This is a genomic window from Paenibacillus sp. FSL L8-0435, from assembly GCF_037965655.1.
GTDB lineage: Bacteria > Bacillota > Bacilli > Paenibacillales > Paenibacillaceae > Paenibacillus.
Genome location: NZ_CP150185.1, coordinates 4,607,543 through 4,627,672, shown reverse-complemented (window position 1 = coordinate 4,627,672; position 20,130 = coordinate 4,607,543). Strand labels below are relative to the sequence as shown.

The 20,130-nt window shown below is 46.2% G+C and carries 18 protein-coding genes; 15 read left to right on the top strand and 3 right to left on the bottom strand.

From position 1 onward, the window contains the following. Positions 1 to 28: 28 nt before the first annotated feature. The 9 genes from nagZ to NST33_RS20570 all read left to right on the top strand — a co-directional run bounded on the left by nagZ (position 29) and on the right by NST33_RS20570 (position 11,508). Complete coding sequence (gene nagZ, locus NST33_RS20610) at positions 29 to 1,666, top strand: beta-N-acetylhexosaminidase (RefSeq protein ID WP_221822161.1); 1,638 nt, start codon at positions 29 to 31, stop codon at positions 1,664 to 1,666. A 275-nt stretch (positions 1,667 to 1,941) separates the two neighbouring features. Next, complete coding sequence (locus tag NST33_RS20605) at positions 1,942 to 4,194, top strand: stalk domain-containing protein (protein ID WP_221822159.1); 2,253 nt, start codon at positions 1,942 to 1,944, stop codon at positions 4,192 to 4,194. A 338-nt stretch (positions 4,195 to 4,532) separates the two neighbouring features. After that, positions 4,533 to 4,997 carry a Fur family transcriptional regulator gene (locus NST33_RS20600; RefSeq protein WP_017687564.1) on the top strand — a complete coding sequence of 155 codons (465 nt, stop codon included), beginning with the start codon at positions 4,533 to 4,535 and terminating at the stop codon, positions 4,995 to 4,997. Between the two features lie 2 nt (positions 4,998 to 4,999). Further along, complete coding sequence (gene yidD, locus NST33_RS20595; protein WP_017687565.1) at positions 5,000 to 5,251, top strand: membrane protein insertion efficiency factor YidD; 252 nt, start codon at positions 5,000 to 5,002, stop codon at positions 5,249 to 5,251. Positions 5,252 to 5,705: 454 nt separating this feature from the next. Beyond that, positions 5,706 to 7,730 (top strand): methionine--tRNA ligase, encoded by a 2,025-nt coding sequence (metG, locus tag NST33_RS20590; RefSeq protein WP_221822157.1) that lies wholly within the window; start codon positions 5,706 to 5,708, stop codon positions 7,728 to 7,730. A gap of 311 nt (positions 7,731 to 8,041) precedes the next feature. Beyond that, positions 8,042 to 9,031: a zinc ABC transporter substrate-binding protein gene (locus tag NST33_RS20585; protein WP_221822235.1), complete on the top strand. Its 990-nt coding sequence runs from the start codon at positions 8,042 to 8,044 to the stop codon at positions 9,029 to 9,031. 99 nt (positions 9,032 to 9,130) lie between these two features. Then, on the top strand, positions 9,131 to 9,889 hold the full coding sequence (locus tag NST33_RS20580; RefSeq protein ID WP_100527644.1) for a metal ABC transporter ATP-binding protein: 759 nt from the start codon (positions 9,131 to 9,133) through the stop codon (positions 9,887 to 9,889). A 52-nt stretch (positions 9,890 to 9,941) separates the two neighbouring features. Continuing rightward, positions 9,942 to 10,745 carry a metal ABC transporter permease gene (locus NST33_RS20575; RefSeq protein WP_017687569.1) on the top strand — a complete coding sequence of 268 codons (804 nt, stop codon included), beginning with the start codon at positions 9,942 to 9,944 and terminating at the stop codon, positions 10,743 to 10,745. A gap of 49 nt (positions 10,746 to 10,794) precedes the next feature. After that, a complete protein-coding gene (locus NST33_RS20570; protein WP_036614418.1) occupies positions 10,795 to 11,508 on the top strand; it encodes a cytochrome c biogenesis protein CcdA in 714 nt (237 codons plus the stop codon). Between the two features lie 146 nt (positions 11,509 to 11,654). Here the strand turns inward: NST33_RS20570 and splB are convergent, their stop codons facing one another. After that, positions 11,655 to 12,725, bottom strand: coding sequence for a spore photoproduct lyase (gene splB / locus NST33_RS20565; protein WP_221822155.1), 1,071 nt, complete (start codon positions 12,723 to 12,725; stop codon positions 11,655 to 11,657). Positions 12,726 to 12,917: 192 nt separating this feature from the next. Here splB and mntR point away from each other — a divergent pair, with 192 nt between their 5' ends. From mntR to NST33_RS20550, 3 genes are all read left to right on the top strand, one after another. After that, positions 12,918 to 13,346, top strand: a complete 429-nt coding sequence (gene mntR, locus NST33_RS20560) for a transcriptional regulator MntR (RefSeq protein ID WP_036614415.1) — start codon at positions 12,918 to 12,920, stop codon at positions 13,344 to 13,346. A gap of 210 nt (positions 13,347 to 13,556) precedes the next feature. After that, on the top strand, positions 13,557 to 15,167 hold the full coding sequence (locus tag NST33_RS20555; RefSeq protein WP_339304870.1) for a family 10 glycosylhydrolase: 1,611 nt from the start codon (positions 13,557 to 13,559) through the stop codon (positions 15,165 to 15,167). An 89-nt stretch (positions 15,168 to 15,256) separates the two neighbouring features. Then, positions 15,257 to 16,258 carry a patatin-like phospholipase family protein gene (locus NST33_RS20550; protein ID WP_221822151.1) on the top strand — a complete coding sequence of 334 codons (1,002 nt, stop codon included), beginning with the start codon at positions 15,257 to 15,259 and terminating at the stop codon, positions 16,256 to 16,258. A 61-nt stretch (positions 16,259 to 16,319) separates the two neighbouring features. Here NST33_RS20550 and NST33_RS20545 read toward each other — a convergent pair whose 3' ends face one another. Together NST33_RS20545 and NST33_RS20540 are read right to left on the bottom strand one after the other, a co-directional pair. Then, on the bottom strand, positions 16,320 to 16,652 hold the full coding sequence (locus NST33_RS20545) for a hypothetical protein (RefSeq protein WP_036614407.1): 333 nt from the start codon (positions 16,650 to 16,652) through the stop codon (positions 16,320 to 16,322). A gap of 5 nt (positions 16,653 to 16,657) precedes the next feature. Next, positions 16,658 to 17,650, bottom strand: a complete 993-nt coding sequence (locus NST33_RS20540) for a DUF1385 domain-containing protein (RefSeq protein ID WP_062835280.1) — start codon at positions 17,648 to 17,650, stop codon at positions 16,658 to 16,660. A 213-nt stretch (positions 17,651 to 17,863) separates the two neighbouring features. Here NST33_RS20540 and NST33_RS20535 point away from each other — a divergent pair, with 213 nt between their 5' ends. From NST33_RS20535 to NST33_RS20525, 3 genes are all read left to right on the top strand, one after another. Next, on the top strand, positions 17,864 to 18,442 hold the full coding sequence (locus tag NST33_RS20535) for a YqhR family membrane protein (RefSeq protein ID WP_221822149.1): 579 nt from the start codon (positions 17,864 to 17,866) through the stop codon (positions 18,440 to 18,442). 76 nt (positions 18,443 to 18,518) lie between these two features. Next, on the top strand, positions 18,519 to 18,962 hold the full coding sequence (gene aroQ / locus NST33_RS20530; protein ID WP_036614400.1) for a type II 3-dehydroquinate dehydratase: 444 nt from the start codon (positions 18,519 to 18,521) through the stop codon (positions 18,960 to 18,962). A 39-nt stretch (positions 18,963 to 19,001) separates the two neighbouring features. Beyond that, positions 19,002 to 20,075: a Xaa-Pro peptidase family protein gene (locus tag NST33_RS20525; protein ID WP_036614396.1), complete on the top strand. Its 1,074-nt coding sequence runs from the start codon at positions 19,002 to 19,004 to the stop codon at positions 20,073 to 20,075. The last annotated feature ends 55 nt before the right edge of the window (positions 20,076 to 20,130 follow it).

Below are 20,130 nucleotides of genomic sequence, written 5' to 3'. Positions count from 1 at the left end.
TGGCAAGGGAAACGGGAGGAGAGGTCAAATGAAACTCTTGAATGATCTGACATTGGAGCAAAAGGTAGGCCAATTGTTGATGTGTGGATTTCACAGTCAGCACGCAGATGAACAGATTACTCGCTTAATCCGTGACTATCACGTCGGAGGTGTCATTTATTTCCGGCGCAATGTCGAAAGTGTAGATCAATTGACACGGCTGTCCGCTGAACTGCAAGATATGGCTGCTGAAGCGGGGGTCCTACCACTCATGATTTCGGTGGACCAGGAAGGTGGCATGGTTGCACGGATTGACAAAGAGGGAATGACCCAAGTGCCGGGTAATATGGCACTTGGTGCGACAGGCAATCCGGAATATACCCTAGAGTGTGCTCAAATTCTGGGTCGTGAGCTAAAAAGCATTGGTATTGATATGAACCTTGCGCCAGTGGTCGACGTGAATAACAACCCGCTTAACCCGGTTATCGGTGTGCGTTCGTATGGTGAACATGCTGAAAGTGTGGCCGCTCATGGCGTAGCAGCCATCACCGGATATCAATCACAGGGCATAGCTGCTACTGCCAAACATTTTCCGGGACACGGAGATACCGCCGTAGATTCTCATCTTGGTATGGTTACGGTACCTCATGATCGAAACAGGCTGGAACAGATGGAGTTGTTACCGTTCCGCAAGGCGATTGAGGCCGGAGTTGATGCTATTATGACAGCTCATGTGATGTTCCCTTCGATTGAGCCCGAGCCCATTCCGGCAACATTGTCACATAAGGTGTTAACGGGTCTGCTACGTGAGGAAATGGGTTTTGAAGGCATTATTATTACAGACTGTCTTGAAATGCATGCGATATCCAAGCCATATGGGGTAGCTGAAGCTGCCGTTCGTGCTGTGGAAGCAGGAGCAGATCTGATTCTGGTGAGTCATACCTTACAAGATCAGGTTGCTGCGCTGGAAGCCATTGTGGAAGCAGTTCGAACGGGGCGCATTTCGGAAGAGGTTATTCATCAGGCGGTTGAACGCATTATGACATGGAAAAGAAAGCGCTGTGGGCAGCAGAATGATCATCTTGTTTCGCCGAAAGCGAGTGAAACGGTCGAAGCAAGCGATGTTGAACCTGTTAATTGCACTGAATCCACTAAACCGACTGAGCCCAACGAATTGACGTTGTTCAAGATTTCTTCAAGCAGTATTACCATCGTTCATAATGATGGGCTGCTGCCGTTGATCCCAGAGAAGGACGTATATGTCATCTGGCCTGAGGTTGTGCAACGGACAGAGGTGGATGAACCATGGTCCCATACAGAATCGCTGGGTATGGCGTTATCGCAGCTGCGAGGCAGAGTTCGTGAGCACAAAATTACTACTCAGCCCACTTTTGATGAAGCAGATCGGATATTGGCGGATGTGTCGAATAGTGAACAAGTTATCGTATGTACGTACACATCGGCAGGTCATCTTCCGAAAGGGCAACAGTATTTGGTTGAAAAGCTTAGTAAGAATCATTCGCTGATTGTAATTGCTTTGCGCAATCCATATGATCTGCTGGAGATTTCGAGGCCGGGAAGTTATGTGTGTACGTATGAAAATACAACTGCAGTTGTTCGGGCCCTGTCCCATGTGTTAACCGGTGGACTGCAGCCAACAGGAAGTCTGCCTGTCCGTTTGCGCTAGGCCTATTCAATCCTTACATCTCTCTGCGATATGGTGCTGATTGACCATCTCCTGGAGAGATTTTTTTGTTGGGATTTTCTATTGGTTAATTTTGGGATATGAATGCCAAAAAGATAATGGATAGATAACTATTTTCATAGTATTTTCCTTCTATTAAAAGTTTACAATTCTCCTCTTAACTTTTTAGCAACTTTTCCCGGTTCCAAGCGTCTAATAATATGACTTTTTGAGGGGGATATTTATAAAATGGGAGCAGAAGGAGCCAAAGACAAAGAATGAATTTGAAGAAGAAATTGTCCATACTTACCGCTTTTGCTGTGTTTCAGGCGTTTGCAGTGATTCCTGCCAATGCACAATCAGCAGATCAGAGCGATACTACATCAGTGAATACAGCCAAAGTTAAATCCGTGGAGGTTGTGAAGAAAGAACAAACCATCGTGGAATCCGAAGTGAAATCCGGAACAAACACGCCAACATCAAATAATGAAACAACTGAAGAAGTGAACCCTGATACAGATGTTCCTACAGGAACAGACGCGACTCCTGTTGAGCCGGTAATTGAACCTACGGACGAAGAAGGTACAGCTGAGGAAACACCAGCACCTGCACCAGTAGAAGTGGAGCAACCATCTACAGGCGGTTCATCTGTTGCTGGAGGCGGGGGTGGAGACCTCACTCTTTATATGAACAGTAATAAAATGATGCAAGATGGCAAAACATATCTTGCTGGACAGCCAATGGCTGTTAAAAATGGTGTATCCTATGTAGCGATCCGTGCTCTCGTTGATCGGGTTGGCTATGATGTCAAATATGATAACACAACCAAAGAAACGATCATTGTTAGTGGTGAAGATGAGCTGCGTTTCAAAACAAACAGCACAATCTATACCGTTAATGGTGTATCCAGAACGATGAAGGGCGCGGCTTATCAACAAAAAAATACGTTCATGGTGCCGTTGACTTCAATTACACAGGCTCTGGACATTACGTATAAAGTAAATCAAACTGCCAAAACGGTTGTATTGAATCTGAGTACCAAACCGGTGGCGAGCTTCACGGTACAAAAAGAGGTTTTTGCCGGAGACCAGGTTACCTACACAACCAGATCCAGCTCTCCCAAGGGACTCAGCATTGTAGATGAACGTTGGACAGGCCGTCAGGATTCATTCGACCAACCAGGTGTATACACAGTAACCTATGCGGTCCAGGATTCAAGTGGTCAATGGAGTGATCCGTATTCGGTTACGATTAAGGTTGAAAGACCCAATCTGCCACCTGTCGCAATGTTTACGACAGATAAAGAAGAATACAAAATGGGTGAGAAAATCACTTATATTGATCAAAGTACAGATGATGAGAACGCAATTGTAAAAACAGAATGGGATAACAATGCACTTGCATTCTTTGTTCCAGGACCGAAGACCGTAACGATTACAGTTACCGATAAACATGGTGCTAGCGATAGCTATACCAAGATGATCAATATTACGGGAGAAACACTTTATAGTGTGACTGACTTCAATCAATTGTTCACACCAGTCGGTGAAAAGTTCACTTTTGATGGTGGTGGAGTACCGGCATTGGAGAAAGTTCCTTTCACGTATTATGATGAACCAAGTCTGCTGATCCGCAGTAACAGCCCGGAAACCGTGAATACAGAAGGCATTGTGTACAAGGAATCTTCCTTTGGACAGACACGCTTCATGATTCACCATGTGAACAACACGGGCAAAAACGTGAAAATGTATGTTGTAGCGACAAACAACAATGCATACACGGCATCCATTGACCAGCAAAACATGGGTTTTGCAGGACCGTCTCCTTTTGCAACGGTAGCAGGAAAGCTGTCGATTGACCGTTGGTTCCAGTCCATGCAGAATGGTACCGGACAAAAGAAAGTGTACATCCAGCCAGGAGAAAGCAAGCTGATTCTCAATGATCTGAGCGTTCTTCCGATGAAACAGGGACAAGTCATTTCCTTGTATTCGGATGTATTCAGTGACTATGAACTGGATTACAACATTATCATGATCGAAGAAAACAAGGACCCGATGGAAGTGTTGTCGAGCCTCCCGGTTCTGGATCGTGATGGTGTTCACAACCGCGGAACGTACCCGAATGCAACACGGATCATTACGTATGATCAGGAAATAGGATCGAAGCCTGCACGTCTTCCACTTGGAGACAATGCAAGTGATCCAAACCTCGTGGGAACGGACCCTATGGCCTTCACAGAAGCTTCCAACGCAGGTAACTTCGGTGTATTGTACAAAATTACATTGAATAATGTTGCTCCGCGCACGTTGATTTCATTCAACCCTCGTGGAGGCAGATATTCAGGTGTGGCACTCGTGAATGGACAGGTCGTTCAGATTTCCACAGGTAAATCTGTAACTGCACCTAATGAGCAAAGCGTAATGTATCGCACAGGTTCGTACGGCGAGAGTGTAACTATTCTCTTCTCGGCGGCACCAGGAAGTAACTTGCCTGTTAACCTGCTGTTCACGCCGCTTCCGGCTGAAAAGTAATATCATGAACATGCACGGACGGTTTGGAGTGAAAGCTTATATCATATATACCCGTTCACCCCAAAAGTCGCCCGAACGATTGATCATCTGAACCGTCAGGAAGGGACTCCATCAAAATGTAATGTCATTAGCTCAAGCTGGACTAATGGCAATGCATGTGCATGGAGTCCTTTTTATGTGATGTTGGAATGACCTAACCCGGTGTCTTCGTTGACTCTAATCGTAATTTGATGCATTATTAGAGGTATACAAGAAAGCAAAAGTTTTCGCTTTTGCTGAATAAACTGTCGCTCTATGAATGATGCAAAATGCTCGTATGACAGGAGGTGCTTTAGATCATGCTGTCGACAGAACAGATTATTTCGACCATGTCCTCACAGGGGCTTCGCATTACCGATCAGCGGAAAACACTGGCCCGGTTATTTGCCGAGTCCCCCGGGTATCTTACACCCAAGGACGTCTATGAATATATGGGTAAAACTTACAGCGGACTGAGTTTTGACACAGTATATCGTAATTTGCGGGTGATGCAGGAACTGGGTGTACTGGAACAGGTCATCTTCGAAGATGGCGTTAAATTCAAAGCACACTGTAGTGAAGATCATCATCACCATCATATGATCTGTCTGAAGTGTCAGAAGACATATCCTATTATTTTTTGCCCGATGCAGCTTGCGGATGCGCCTGAGCAATTTCAGGTTGTGGACCACAAGTTTGAGGTATTTGGATATTGCAAGGACTGTGCTGAGCATGCTCCGGCCAAAGCGGCATCGGGACATACACACGCTCATGGGAAGCACTGACCATGAAGTTATCGCGCAGAATTGCTCAGGCACCCATTCGGGTGTACCGCAACTATATCTCTCCATTAACACCGCCAACATGTCGGTTCTATCCGAGCTGTTCGGCTTACGCCATGGAGGCGATTGAAGTGCACGGTGCGCTCAAAGGTTCGTTGTTAACAGCGAAACGTATTGCCAAATGTCACCCGTTTCATCCAGGCGGTGTAGATCTGGTGCCACCAAAGGCGGAGAAATCCATGATGGTATCAGAGTAACGATGTAACTTGAAGTATTCGGGTGGCATGGAAGCAGGCCAGGATTGAACTTGAGTATGCTGTCCACTTGACAAAGGGGTCCGCATTTCAGTATATTTTTCCTATATGATTTCCAGTGAAGGGATAAGTACAGACACACCCCCAGTGCAGAGAGCCGGATGAGCTGAGAACCGGTCTGGGAGGAGGATGGAATATGGTCCCGGAGGAACCTCTTTCGAGCGTGCAGACAGTGATTTCAGAGCTGCTGTCGTAAGGCTGAGGCGTGATCCAGCGTTAATGGGCGGTCGAAGGACCGACAGAGCCTGTGTTTTGTGAAAAACATGGGGAATTTGGGTGGTAACACGTGAGAGCAACTCTCGTCCCATAGGGGCGGGAGTTTTTTGTGTTCTTTTTTAGTTGTTTTGGACGAAGGGATCACATGAAGCAGGAACATTAGAAGGAGGAGAAGTCATTCATGGCTGACCAAAAAACATTTTATCTGACAACCCCGATTTATTATCCGAGTGACAAATTGCATATTGGGCATGCGTATACAACAGTGGCGGGAGATGCGATGGTTCGTTACAAGCGTCTACGCGGGTATGATGCTCACTATCTGACAGGAACCGATGAACATGGCCAGAAGATTGAGCGCAAGGCACAAGAGAAAGGGCAGACACCGCAAGCTTTTATCGACGATATCGTTGTGGGGATCAAGGAACTGTGGAACAAGTTGGACATTTCCAATGACGACTTTATTCGTACAACCGAAGAGCGTCACAAAACCGTCGTTCAGGATATCTTTGACCGTTTGCTGAAACAGGGAGATATCTACAAAGGTGAGTACGAAGGCTGGTACAGTATTCCGGATGAGACGTATTACACGGAGACTCAACTGGTGGATGTAGAGAAAAATGAGAAGGGTGAGATTATCTCGGCCAAGAGCCCGGATAGCGGACACCCGGTTGAATTGGTCAAAGAAGAATCCTACTTCTTCCGTATGAGCAAATATGCAGATCGTTTGTTGAAATATTATGAAGAGAACCCGGGCTTTATTCAGCCGGAATCCCGTAAGAACGAGATGATCAACAACTTCATCAAGCCAGGTCTTGAAGATTTGGCCGTATCGCGGACTACATTTGAATGGGGCGTCAAAGTTAAAGGCGATCCAAAACACGTGGTCTACGTGTGGATTGATGCGTTGTCCAACTATATTACAGCACTGGGCTACGGTTCATCCGATACATCCCTGTATAACAAGTTCTGGCCTGCAGATGTTCATCTGGTAGGGAAAGAAATTGTTCGTTTCCATACGATCTACTGGCCAATTATGTTGATGGCGCTGGACTTGCCTTTGCCGAAGAAAGTGTTTGCGCACGGCTGGTTGTTGATGAAGGATGGCAAAATGTCCAAATCAAAAGGTAATGTCGTTGATCCAGTGACTCTGATTGACCGTTACGGTCTCGATGCACTGCGTTATTACCTGTTGCGTGAAGTACCGTTTGGTTCCGATGGTACGTTTACACCGGAGAGCTTCGTAGAGCGTGTTAACTCCGACCTCGCGAACGATCTGGGTAACCTTTTGAACCGTACCGTTGCGATGGTAGACAAATATTTTGAAGGCAAAGCCCCTGCGTTTGCATCGAATGTAACGGAATTTGATGCTTCGCTGGAAGAAGCAGGTCATGCTACAGTGGAAAAAGTGGAACAGGCCATGGAAAACCTGCAGTTTTCCGTAGCACTGACAGCGATCAGCCAGTTTGTCAGCCGCACCAACAAATATATTGATGAGACGCAGCCATGGGCGCTGGCTCGTGATGAAGCGAAACGCAATGAATTGGCATCCGTTATGGCTCACCTGATCGAGAGCTTGAGAATTGCTTCCATTCTGTTGCAACCGTTCCTGACACGTGCTCCTCATAAAATCTGGGCACAGCTCGGCATTCAGGAAGGTGAACTTACGGCTTGGGACACAGCCAAGCAATGGGGTCTGGTTCCAACTGGAAACGCATTGCAAAAAGGTGATCCAATCTTCCCGCGTCTGGATTCCGAACAGGAAATTGCTTATATCTCTGAAGCAATGACTGGTGGCCAAAAAGCGGCACAGCCTGAAGCAAGTCAAGCAGATGCTGGAACTTCAGCATCTGTTGAACCGGTAACAGCCCCTGAAGGTACGGAAGAGATCGGGATTGACGATTTTGCCAAAGTTGAACTGCGTGTCGCGCAAGTCATTGCCTGCGAACCGGTCAAAAAAGCGGATAAGTTGCTGAAATTGCAGCTAGATCTGGGTTATGAGCAGCGTCAGGTCGTATCGGGAATTGCGAAGTTCTATTCGCCAGAAGAGATGGTTGGACGCAAAGTCATCTGTGTGACGAACCTCAAACCCGTGAAACTTCGTGGTGAACTGTCCCAGGGTATGATCCTTGCAGCATCGCATGGCGACCAGCTTACACTTGCTACAGTACCAGACAACATGCCTAATGGCGCACAAGTGAAATAAGAATTGAGTTATGAAATTTATTCAAATTCTGTCATAAAAATGACACAAGGTGGCCCGATGTAATTCGGGCCCCTTTTTTTGTTGATATAAATCGCATCTTAAGGGAAGAGAACAAGCATATACTGTTATGAACTCCGTACTTCAGGAAAGAATGATAGGACGGGATAGCTTGACAAGTAGGTTCAGGTTACCTATAATTCTTTCAGTAATGTTTACGATTAAGAGATGCGGAGTGAATCATAATGACATTTTATAAAGATCAACATCAAGTTCAGGATAACCGGACAGGGAAGACGAGCAAAAGAGGCAACATGAAGTTAATGTGGACGGGTTTGCTTATTCTCACTTTGCTGGTATTGTCAGCGTGTGGGCAGGATAGTTCCAATAGTGCGAAGATTGTGGAAGGCAAGGTAAACGTTGTGACGACATTTTATCCTGTATATGCTTTTACGACTGCCATCGGTGGTGAGGATGCCAATGTCATTAACCTGCTGCCAACGGGAGTAGAGCCGCATGACTGGACTCCGAAGAGTCAGGATATTGTTAATACGTCCAAGGCACAGCTGTTTTTCTATAATGGAGCTGGACTGGAAGGATGGGTGCCAAATTTCCTGAAGTCGCTGAATAGTGATACTCAGGTGAAGTCTGTTGCCGTCAGCGAAGGGGTTAAGCTGTTAACCGCTGAGGGTGATGATGGGCACGGTCACGGCGAAGAGCACGAAGACGAGCATGCAGATGAACATACAGATGAGGCTACCAGTGAAGATGTCGCTGATCATCATATTGATCCACATACGTGGGTTAGTCCGAAATCAGCCATGATCATGGCTGAAAACATCAAAAATAGTCTGGTCGAGGCAGATCCTGATCACAAAGCAGGTTACGAACAACGTTATGAAGCGCTTCGTACGAAGCTTGAGACACTGGATCAGCGTTTCACAGATGAGTTGGCTACCGTACCGAACAACGAAATTGTAGTCTCGCACCAAGCGTTTGGCTACCTTGCACGTGATTATGGATTAACCCAGCATGCCATTATGGGACTTTCCCCGGATGCTGAACCGACAGGACAGGATATTGTGAAGCTTGCGCAATTGGTTAAAGATGAAGGTATCAAATATATTTTCTTCGAAGAGCTGGTATCTGACAAATTGGCGAAAACACTGGCAAGTGAAGCAGGAGTGGAGACCATGGTCCTTAATCCGGTTGAGGGATTGACCAAGGAGCAGGCAACAAACGGGGATGATTATTTCACCCTCATGGAGAAAAATTTGCAAAATCTGCTGATCGCATTAAAATAAGATAGAATGAAGGATTCAGATCGAAGAGTCTTTACCGTTCGCGGTGAAGGCTCTTAGAACGCTATGGGATTCTTATATATAATGAAGGGCGGCTTTGCCATGCAGCAAATCATGCCACTATGTCATGATCCAATTATAGAGATCGAGAAACTATCATTTTCCTACGGGGACCAGCGAGTGATTGAGAATCTCGATTTTATGGCCCAGGAACGGGACTTTGTCGGGATTATCGGTTCCAATGGGGCGGGTAAAACGACATTGCTGCGCATGCTGGTAGGACTTCTTCCTCCTGCGCAGGGAGATATCAAACTATTCGGAGAGTCGATCCGCAGGTTCAAGGACTGGGACCGAATCGGGTATGTACCGCAAAAGAATGCATTTAACCCGTTGTTCCCTGCGACCGTTCGTGAAGTGGTCATGTCAGGCTTGTATAATAACAAAAACATGTTCCGTCGTATGTCTCGCAAATGTCAGCAACAGTGCACGGATGCGATGCAGGTCATGCGGATCGAGGATCTGGCGAACAAACGTATTGGTCAATTGTCCGGCGGGCAGCAGCAGCGTGTATTTTTGGCACGAGCGCTTATCAATCACCCGGATCTATTGATTCTGGATGAACCTACTGTAGGTATTGATGCTGAATCACAGGCCAGTTTCTTTGAACTGATTACCCATATGCATGAACATCACCGCATGACTTTTCTGATGGTGTCTCATGATATGGATCGAATGGAGAGTTATCTGGGTTCTGAAGCTGCAGTAACGAATGGCAAAATTAACTTCCATGTCCGTCATTCGCATGAGGTACAGGATTGTGCTGAGACCAATCTGCAACATACCACTGCACAGGTACGCTAGCCGTATTTATGGCCCATTAGATTAGAGTAAGGCCGAAGGAGTCGTGTTTGTTTTGGAAATATTAATGAGTGATTTTTTTCAGCGTGCCCTGGCGGGTGGGTTGTTAATTGGCATTACCGCTCCGTTAATCGGACTGTTCCTGGTCTTGCGGCGGTTATCCATGATCGGAGACACCTTGTCTCATGTGACCATTGCCGGTGTTGCACTTGGATTCCTGATTGAAGTGTATCCCATTGCAGTGGGCTTGATATTTGCCGTGCTTGCTTCATTTGCGATAGAGAAATTGCGCAAAGCGTACAAGAGTTACGCCGAATTATCGATTGCCATTATCATGTCCGGTGGCGTGGCTCTTGCTTCCTTGTTCTTTACGCTGGGCAAAGGATATAATGCAGATGTCATGAGTTATTTATTCGGCAGTATATATACATTAGACGCTACGGATCTGAAGCTTGTAGGTGTGGTTACGCTGATCGTGGTGATTGTAGTGGCATTGTTACATAAGGAATTTTTCCTGCTCAGCTTTGAGGAAGATGCGGCAGCGGTTACAGGGTTGCCTGTGAGAATTCTGAACATGTTAATCACGGTGATGACAGCACTTGTCATAAGCACGGCGATCAAGATTGTCGGTGCGCTTCTGGTGTCAGCGCTATTGACCATTCCGGTAGCGGTCAGCCTGTTGATGGCTCGAAGTTTCAAATCCGCCATTATTTTGTCCGTGGTTATCGGCGAAATTGCCGTAGTCCTTGGACTGGTTGTAGCAGGTATCTGGAACCTCGCACCTGGAGCAACGATTGTATTATTGCTGATCATGATGCTGATTCTGACGATGATTGGAAAAAAAGGGTTCCGAGCCTGACGACTGAACGAGCAAGCACGTGAGCCCGGGGAAGGGAGACATCCGCTTCATGCCTGATGTTAATGTATGGATGGCTTTTGTAGCAGGTTTGGTCTCATTTATATCACCATGTTGTCTTCCGCTGTATCCATCATACCTCTCCTACATTACAGGTATGACGGTGCAGCAATTGAAGGATGACCGCAATCAGCGTGAAGTCCGCTTTAAGACCATGACGCATACGCTGGCGTTTATTTTAGGCTTCTCGGCAGTATTTTATTCGCTTGGCCTTGGTGCTGGACTGTTTGGCCAATTTTTCAATGATAACCGTGAATTGATTCGTCAATTGTCTGCGATTCTGATTATGCTCATGGGGTTGTTTTTGCTTGGTGTGTTCAAGCCGCAGTTTCTGATGAAGGAACGCAAGCTGGATATGAAATGGAAACCAGCAGGCTATCTGGGCTCTTTTATATTTGGCATCGGTTTCTCAGCAGGTTGGTCGCCGTGTATTGGCCCTATTCTAACAGCAATCATTGCTATGGCTGCAAGTGAGCCCACGACCTGGTTGGCGCTGATTACAGGTTATACGGCAGGGTTTGCAATCCCGTTTTTCATTTTGGCGTTTTTCATCGGTTCGACACGCTGGATCTTACGGTATTCCAATGTCATGATGAAAGTCGGAGGAGCATTAATGTTGTTCCTTGGGGTATTGCTTTTCACAGATCAGATGACGAAGATTACCATCTGGTTGCAGCAAATTACACCAGACTGGATGATTATTTAATCGGATGAACTGAATTCAAGTATTATTATGTATGGCATAGCAGGCTACATGTTACCAGAGACATTCTGGGTCATGTAACCTGCTTTTTAATCGTTTGTTAGAAATGCATATACTAGCATATCATTATAAGCAGTCCTGTTTTTCGTTTAGGTGAAGTAATCAATATTGGCTAGTGGAAAATGTTCAAAGATCCGTTCCGTAATGAACTCCCGCAGCGCATCTTGCTGGTCATCCTTATAAACATACTTGTACTGACCCCAACGGCCCCATTTCATCTTGCGTTTCTCGATATCCATCTCCAGCTTGGTTTTGGGATAACGTTTCTCAATGGTTGCTTTGGCCGTTTTGGTAAAACGGTGCTGGATCATCTCAAAGGTAAGATCCCTAGTTGCTTCCTCTGGGAGCGTATCTGCCAGCTTTTGCAACAGATCCGAGTATCCTTCTTCCCAGCCTTCATACCACATAATCGGAGCGATAATGAATCCCAGGGGATAACCGGCGTGTGCAATTTTGCCAGCAGCTTCAATGCGTTCCTCAAATCTGGAGGTAGCCGGTTCAAAGTTTTTGATGACATAATCCGAATTGACACTAAACCGGATACGGGTGTGGCCGTTATGTTTAAGGTTCAGCAACGGATCAACGTGATGATATTTGGTTACGAAGCGCAAGCGCCCATATTCTTCTTCAGCCATAAAACGGATCAAGTCACTTAAATTCTCCGTGATATGCTCCAGTCCTACGGGATCGGATGTACAGGCAGCTTCAAATCGTGTGATTTCAGGCGCCCGTTCTTCGATGTATCCTTTTGCAGCCTGAATGATCTCCTCGGTATTGACATAGACACGGACATAAGGTTTTGCACCAAGAGTAGTTTGAAGATAACAATAATGGCAGTGCCCCATACAGCCTGTAGAAATGGGAATGGCATATTCCGCTGAAGGTTTCGACTGGTCGAACTTAAGTGTTTTGCGCACACCAACGACAAGAGTACGCTTTGCCATCCGATATTTTTCTTGTTCGGTTTCACCCGGCAAGTTTGTGATACGGTTATGGGATGTGGTCATTTGATAAGGGATGTTTTTGGATGTGACCCATTCCATAATCCGTTTGCCTTTATCATATTCCAACGCACCGGGTTCAAAATACACCAAATCGGGAATAAAGGGTTTAGTGCCTTTTGCTTTACGAACTGGCGGTGAGGCTACACTTGTACTCACGAAATCACTCCTTTCGATGCGGAACTTTGTTTAGTTTGCCTCGTATGGGGAGAAGTCACGCCTGCCAATTACTTGTGTAACAGCGCGCTCTGAACTGTGCAGGACTTGCCAATGCGTATTGATAACATGTATCATTATAAGATAGGGACCAGGCACGAATAGGGGCCGGTCAGAGAGAAAAGAGGGAAGCAGATGCCAACGCCCAGTATGGAAGATTATTTGGAGCGTATATACAAATTAATTGATGAAAAGGGCTATGCTCGTGTGTCTGATATAGCTGAAGGACTGGAAGTACATCCTTCATCGGTGACGAAGATGATCCAAAAGCTGGACAAAGACGAGTACCTGATCTATGAAAAGTACCGCGGACTGGTGCTTACGCCAAAAGGTAAAAAGATGGGCAAACGTTTGATGGAGCGCCATCATCTGCTTGAACAATTTTTGACAACGATTGGTGTTCAGGAACAAAATATCTACAATGATGTTGAAGGCATTGAACATCATCTGAGCTGGGACTCCATTACATGCATCGAGTCCTTGGTTGAATACTTCCGTCAGGATGAGAGCCGGTTGCGTGACCTCAAAAACCTTCAGGACGTCATGAGTAATACGGAGTCTTAAGTTTTTTGCAGTGGAATACACATGGTGGTATACAATGAATCGTATCCCGTGATCAAAGGATGCTTCTTGCCGTTTCAATGGCAGGAAGCATTTTTTTGTGTGCAATCACACCAAAATTTGGTGATTTTCGCAACTAAACGAACGGTAGGAGCGTCTATTAAACTAGTAGAATTTACCGCAAATTTATAATGATTTTGGAGGACTGCACTAATGAACGTTCGTAAAGGATTGATGCTGCTGCTCATTTTTGTACTTGGATTACAGACAGCAGGTATGACGGCACAAGCGGCCGGGCAGAAGGAAATCGCTATTTTTCTAGACGGCAACCGTTTGGAATCGGATGTATCACCCTACATCTTGCCCAAAGTAAATGTAACGATGGTGCCTCTGCGTGTTATTAGCGAAGGACTGGGTGCGTCTGTTTTATGGTCTCAAGCTACTCGTACCGTGACCATTAAGAAATCCGATTCGGTCATCTCTATGACGAGCGGACGCCAGCAGGCGACGGTGGATAACGCAGTAGTTGGTCTGGATGCATCGGTCGAATTGAAACAGGGTCGGGTCATGGTACCCATTCGATTCGTCAGTGAGAACCTGGGCATTCGAGTGAACTGGAATCAGTCTGCCCAGACCATTGATCTGTACACAGGAGACGAATCAGTCCCAACTCCTGAACCAACCCCGGCAACCCCAGCGGAGCCTGGAGGTACGGGCACTGTACCAGCTTCTGAAGAGATGCGGGGAGCATGGATCTCCACTGTGAATGGAGACTGGCCTTCATCCGGAGCGAAGGGAAATGTGGAGAAGCAAAAGCAGGAGTACACGAAACAGCTCGATACGTTGCAAGGTATGGGCATTAATGCCGTATTCGTTCAAGTGAGAGCCAACGGGGATGCCATCTATCCTTCAGGTCTGGTACCTTGGAACAGCGTATTGACAGGAACACAAGGTAAAGATCCAGGTTATGATCCCCTCGCGTTTATGGTTGAGGAAGCACACAAACGAGGTCTGGAGTTCCACGCTTGGTTTAATCCGTTTAGAGCAACGAACTCAGCGAGTACATCAAACTTGGCTGCAAACCACATCTCGAAGCTTCATCCCGACTGGATTGTGAATGCATCCGGCAAATTGTACATTAACCCGGGTATCCCGGAAGCCAGACAGCATATTATCGATACGATCATGGAAGTGGTCAATCAGTATGATATTGATGGCGTACATCTGGATGATTATTTCTATCCGTCCAATGTGACTTTTAATGATGATGCAGCCTTCAAAACCTATAACACATTGAATACCAAAGACCGTGCTGAATGGCGTCGGGACAATATCAATCAGTTCGTTAAGCAGCTCGGACAGAGTATACACAGCGTGAAAGCTAACGTTGAATATGGAATTAGTCCATTTGGTGTATGGCGTAACAAATCCGTTGATCTGACAGGCTCTGATACCAAAGCAGGAGTAACCGCCTATGACAGCATGAATGCAGATGTGCGGACATGGATTAACCAGGAGTGGATCGACTATGTCGCTCCGCAGGTGTATTGGAGTATGACACTGAACGTAGCCCGTTACGACAAAGTCGTGGACTGGTGGGCGAATGAAGTGGCTAACACAAATGTAAAATTGTATATCGGTCACTCTCCTTATAAGTTAGGTACGCCGGAAATTGGCTGGCAGACTTCACAGGAGATCATCGATCAGCTGAACTACAACAAGAAGTATGGTTCGGTCAAAGGGGATATTTTCTTCAGTTCACAGTACCTGACGAAGAACCCTCTCGGCCTAATTGCCAAATTAAAAGCTTATTATGGTCTCTAAAACAATTTAACAATACGGTTATAAGACAAACCCTTGTTCTCATAGAGTGGCAGTAGAAACGTGGCTGCCTGGAGAACGGGGGTTTTGTTGTGTTAATTAACGCGGTGTTTGAAGGTGGAGGCGTCAAAGGGATCTCGCTTGCAGGCGCTGTGCAGGGTGCTCAAGACTGCGGCATTCAGTTCAATCGGGTGGCAGGCACATCATCCGGCTCCATTGTAGCTGCTCTGCTAGCGGCAGGTTACCGGGCTGAAGAGATGAAAGTCATTATTGAGAATACCCCCTTTGTTTCATTGCTGCGTCGTTCCCCCATATTTAATACCCGATGGATCGGACCGGCAGCAAGGCTGTTCTTGAAGAAAGGTTTGTATTCGGGGGAGGCGCTGGAATCATGGATTCGCAAGATGCTGGAGCAGAAAGGGATTCGCACATTTGCTGACTTGCCGCAAGGCAAGTTGCTTATTACGGCGTCCGATATATCCAATGGGACCATTCTGGTGCTGCCAGACGATATTCGGCGGTTCGGCATTGATCCTGCCAAGCTGGATGTTGCAAAAGCGGTACGTATGAGTTGCAGTATTCCATATTTTTTCGATCCGGTAGTCATACGCAAATCACCAGTATTCTCCAAAGGACTTCCTTTTCAAGATCAGTTCGTGTATGTCGTGGATGGTGGATTGCTTAGCAATTTTCCGTTGTGGCTCTTCGATGGTGATCGTTCGGAACGAGGAGGAGACGTTATTCCGGTTGTCGGATTCAAAATGGTGGGGAAGACGGAAGTGGAACCTGCCCGGATTAAAGGACCGCTAAGCATGCTTCAGGCCCTTGTGGAGACGATGCTCACAGCACATGATGAACGCTATATCGAACAGATTAACCGGTTTCGTACAGTGAAGATACCAACGCTTGGGATCAAACCAACGCAATTTCATTTATCGTTACAGGATAGCACGGCCTTATATCGATCAGGTGCAACCGCAGGGAACGAATTTTTCAACGGATGGAATATGAAAATGTATGATGAACAGCTGGACAAACAAAGAAAAGAATTGCGCAAGAAACAAGCAGAAGCTTCGCCTCTGATTCCTGTATAAACGTGAAAAAAGCAATTCTCCGCAAGTTGGGAGAACTGCTTTTTTGTATGTTCAGTAGCTTTTAGTGAAATTTCGGAATATCTTCATCGCTTTTCCCTTTTTGTCCTTGAATCACTTGGAAAGGATAATCCTTACGTTTCTTTGAAGAGCCGCTGCTCTTTCTGGCACTGGACTGTGCATTAACTTTCGCCATGGTTCGTGCCGATGGTTTAATCTTCGGTGATTTGGTTTTGCTTGCCCAGCGACGAGGCGGATATTTGTACAGCAGGAATACGGCTCCGAACACGACCAGAGGAATAATGATCCTGGATGGACTAGCGTTCCCCAGCCAAGTCAAGACTCCAACAGCAGCTAGTGCGATGAACGTCCAAAATAAGATTGCCTGCTTGTTCATATCATTCACCCTTTCACAGGATCGAGTGTTGCAACAGGTACTTCTGACGTAGCAGAGACATTGGCAAGCTTGGCATCCAACTCACGCATACGGTTAAACGAAGCAATGGAGACTTCTACCTGTTCGTTGGTCGGTTCTTTTGTTGTCAGCAATTGCAGCCACAATCCCGGGTATCCGAGATAACGCAGTACAGGAATATCACGTACCGAATTCGTGAGCTTTAACAGTTCAAAAGAAATGCCTAGCACAACTGGTAATAACAATAGACGCTGACCCATCCGTTCCCAGAGGTTATCGTACGTGAAGAGGGAGTATAGAAACACTCCAATGATGACAGTCAACATAATGAAACTGCTTCCGCAGCGGTAGTGCAGTCGGCTGTACTTTTGCACGTTCTCCGGTGTCAGTTCTTCGCCAGCTTCATGTGCGCTGATTACCTTGTGTTCCGCTCCATGATACTGGAAGAGACGTTTAATCATCGGCGTCTGTGAGATTAACCACAGATAGGCGAGTAACAGGATCAGCTTAATGCCGCCTTCCAGTAAATTATGCAAAAACTGATTGTCGAATGCATTTTTGAATAGAAAATTCTCGATAACAACAGGAAGCAAAGTAAGCACAACTTTACCAAAAAGGAATGAAAGAATGGCTACGGCGGTTACACCAATAATCATGCTAAGGCTCCAGCCCGAACCTTCTTTCTCTTTTTGCTTGGCTTTCTCTTCCGGTTCCAGTTCATCATCAGCATAAGCGTCAGCAGAATAATTAAGATGTCTGCTACCTTTAACACTTGAATCTATAATGCTGACAATTCCGCGTAATAAAGGAATCCGCCGCAATTTCGTGACCCAGGACTTGTCTTGCTTGGGAACTTCCAGATACGTAATTTCGCCGTCTTTTCTACGAACAGCTGTAACGTTGACATGTTTCCCACCGAACATTACGCCTTCAATGACAGCTTGCCCCCCATAGCTGACAGGCTTGGATTGTTGAGGCAAATTATTCACCTTCCTATTCTGTTCTAGGCCTTCGCGATCAAAGGCAGTTTAATAACCCTATTGTATCGAATTTTAAGCGCAATTTCTAGTTTGTGAGTCAATCCTTGAAGGATGTTGTTAAGATTGTCCTGTTTTGAACATACTACCTCGTAGAATCAGGCAGAAAATTCGAGGCATAGTACGGGATTATCAACTGAATGAAGGAGAATATCGATGACAGAGCGTACGCATGAAGATACATCGCGAGATGAAGGCCAACATCCGAAAGAACGGCAGCAAAAAGACAGGGGCAGGCGCCCTACCCAGAGGCAAGGTCAAGCTCACTACTACACCAAGCCATTTTCCTTTGCGTTAGAGCTTGGCTTCTTTGCCGGTTTTATCTGGGGTGGGCTGCATTGGCTATTCTATCTGCTGCATTTTACGATTGTACCTGTCGGATTTCTGGCCGAGCCTTTTTTCAAACATGAATATATATATACCGCAGCTGGACATTTGACAGGCTGGTTGTTTTTTATCGTCTTTTCTATCTTGGCTTCCTTGCTCTACACGTTCACGATTAGAAAATTAAAAGGACCGGTACCCGGCATGGTGTATGGAATTGTCTGGTGGCTGATCCTCTTTATACTGGTGGGACCGAAAGTCGGGATGATGAAACCTTTGAACGGTTTAACGTGGGATTCGATCATCACGGAACTCTGTTTCTTTTTGCTATGGGGGCTGTTCATTGGTTACACGGTAGCTATGGAGTACACGGATGAACGCAAACGCGAGCCGGAGCAAGCGGGGGCATAGCGCAAAAAAGCTTCTCAATCCGGCAATGGCTGTGTTAAAATAGCAGATGGTTATTTGCAGAGAGGGTGGAGCAGCGATGAAACGAATTATTGTGATCAATGGTCCGAACCTGAACATGCTTGGTGTACGTGAACCGGGCATCTATGGAACGCTTAGTCTGAAGGATATTGAGGACAAAATTCGCAGACAGGCTGATGAAATTGGCGTCTCCATCGCTTTTTATCAATCGAACCATGAAGGGGACATCATTGACCGCATTCATGCAGCGATGGGTGAGGCAGACGGAATAATACTGAATGCCGGAGCATTTACCCATTATAGCTATGCTATACGTGATGCAATCAATGCTGTAAAAGTCCCTACGGTGGAAGTACATCTATCCAACATTCATGCACGCGAAGCGTTCAGACATCATTCAGTGATTGCAGCGGAAACAATCGGGCAGATTGCCGGATTTGGTGAAGTAAGCTATGAACTGGGATTGCTGGCTCTTGTGCGTCATCTGGACAAACAAACCTGAGCCGGGAACCGGGGAATGTGAGAGAAAGAAGGGTTACCGATGGAAAACAAACGAGTAAATAAGTTGCGTGAAGCCATGCGTGAGCATGAACTCACAGCAATGCTGATTACAAACCCGATTAACCGTCGTTATATGACGGGTTTTACAGGCTCGGCGGGATATGTGCTGATTACGGAACAGGATGCCTATTTGCTGACTGATTTCCGTTATATGTCTCAAGCGCCTCAGCAAGCCAAAGGATTCACCGTTGTTGAGCATGGAGCTAAGCCGATGGATACGGTGCGTGAACTACTGGCATCCGCAAATATCAAAGAAGTGGGCTTCGAGCAGGATAGTGTTACATTTGGCACGCACTCCGCTTATGCTGAAGCACTGCAGTCTATTGAACTGAAAGCTGTATCCGGGATTGTGGAACAACTTCGTATGTTCAAGGATGAAGACGAGATCGCGGTTATGCAGAGAGCAGCAGATCTGGCGGATGCCACATTCAGCCACGTTTTGCAGTTTGCAAAACCAGGTATGACGGAACGTGAAGTGGATCTGGAGATGGAGTTTTTCATGCGCAAGCATGGAGCAACGTCTTCTTCGTTTGACACCATTGTAGCATCGGGTGAACGTTCTGCTATGCCTCACGGTGTAGCAAGCAGCAAGGTCATCGGACAGAATGAGTTAATTACATTTGACTTTGGTGCACTTTTGGATGGATACTGTTCAGATCTGACACGTACCATTGCAACAGGCACACCTGTACCTGAATTGCGCAAAATTTATGACATTGTACTGGAAGCTCAGTTACATACGCTGGAGAACCTGAAACCGGGCATGACCGGACGGGAAGCAGATGCATTGGCTCGTGATATCATTGCAGGTCACGGATATGGAGATCAATTCGGACACAGCACAGGCCACGGTCTGGGTATGGAAGTTCACGAAGCTCCTCGCTTGTCCAAGCTTAGCGACGATGTATTGAAACCGGGTATGGTTGTTACCGTTGAACCGGGTATATATATTGATGGGCTTGGCGGCGTGCGTATCGAGGATGACGTAGTGATTACCGAGACGGGTATTCATATTCTCACGAAGTCGGACAAGAAGTTCACCGTAATCGGCTAAATTACAGCCACAGGGATATAAGACGATTTTTAATATAAAGGTACAGGTTATTGCT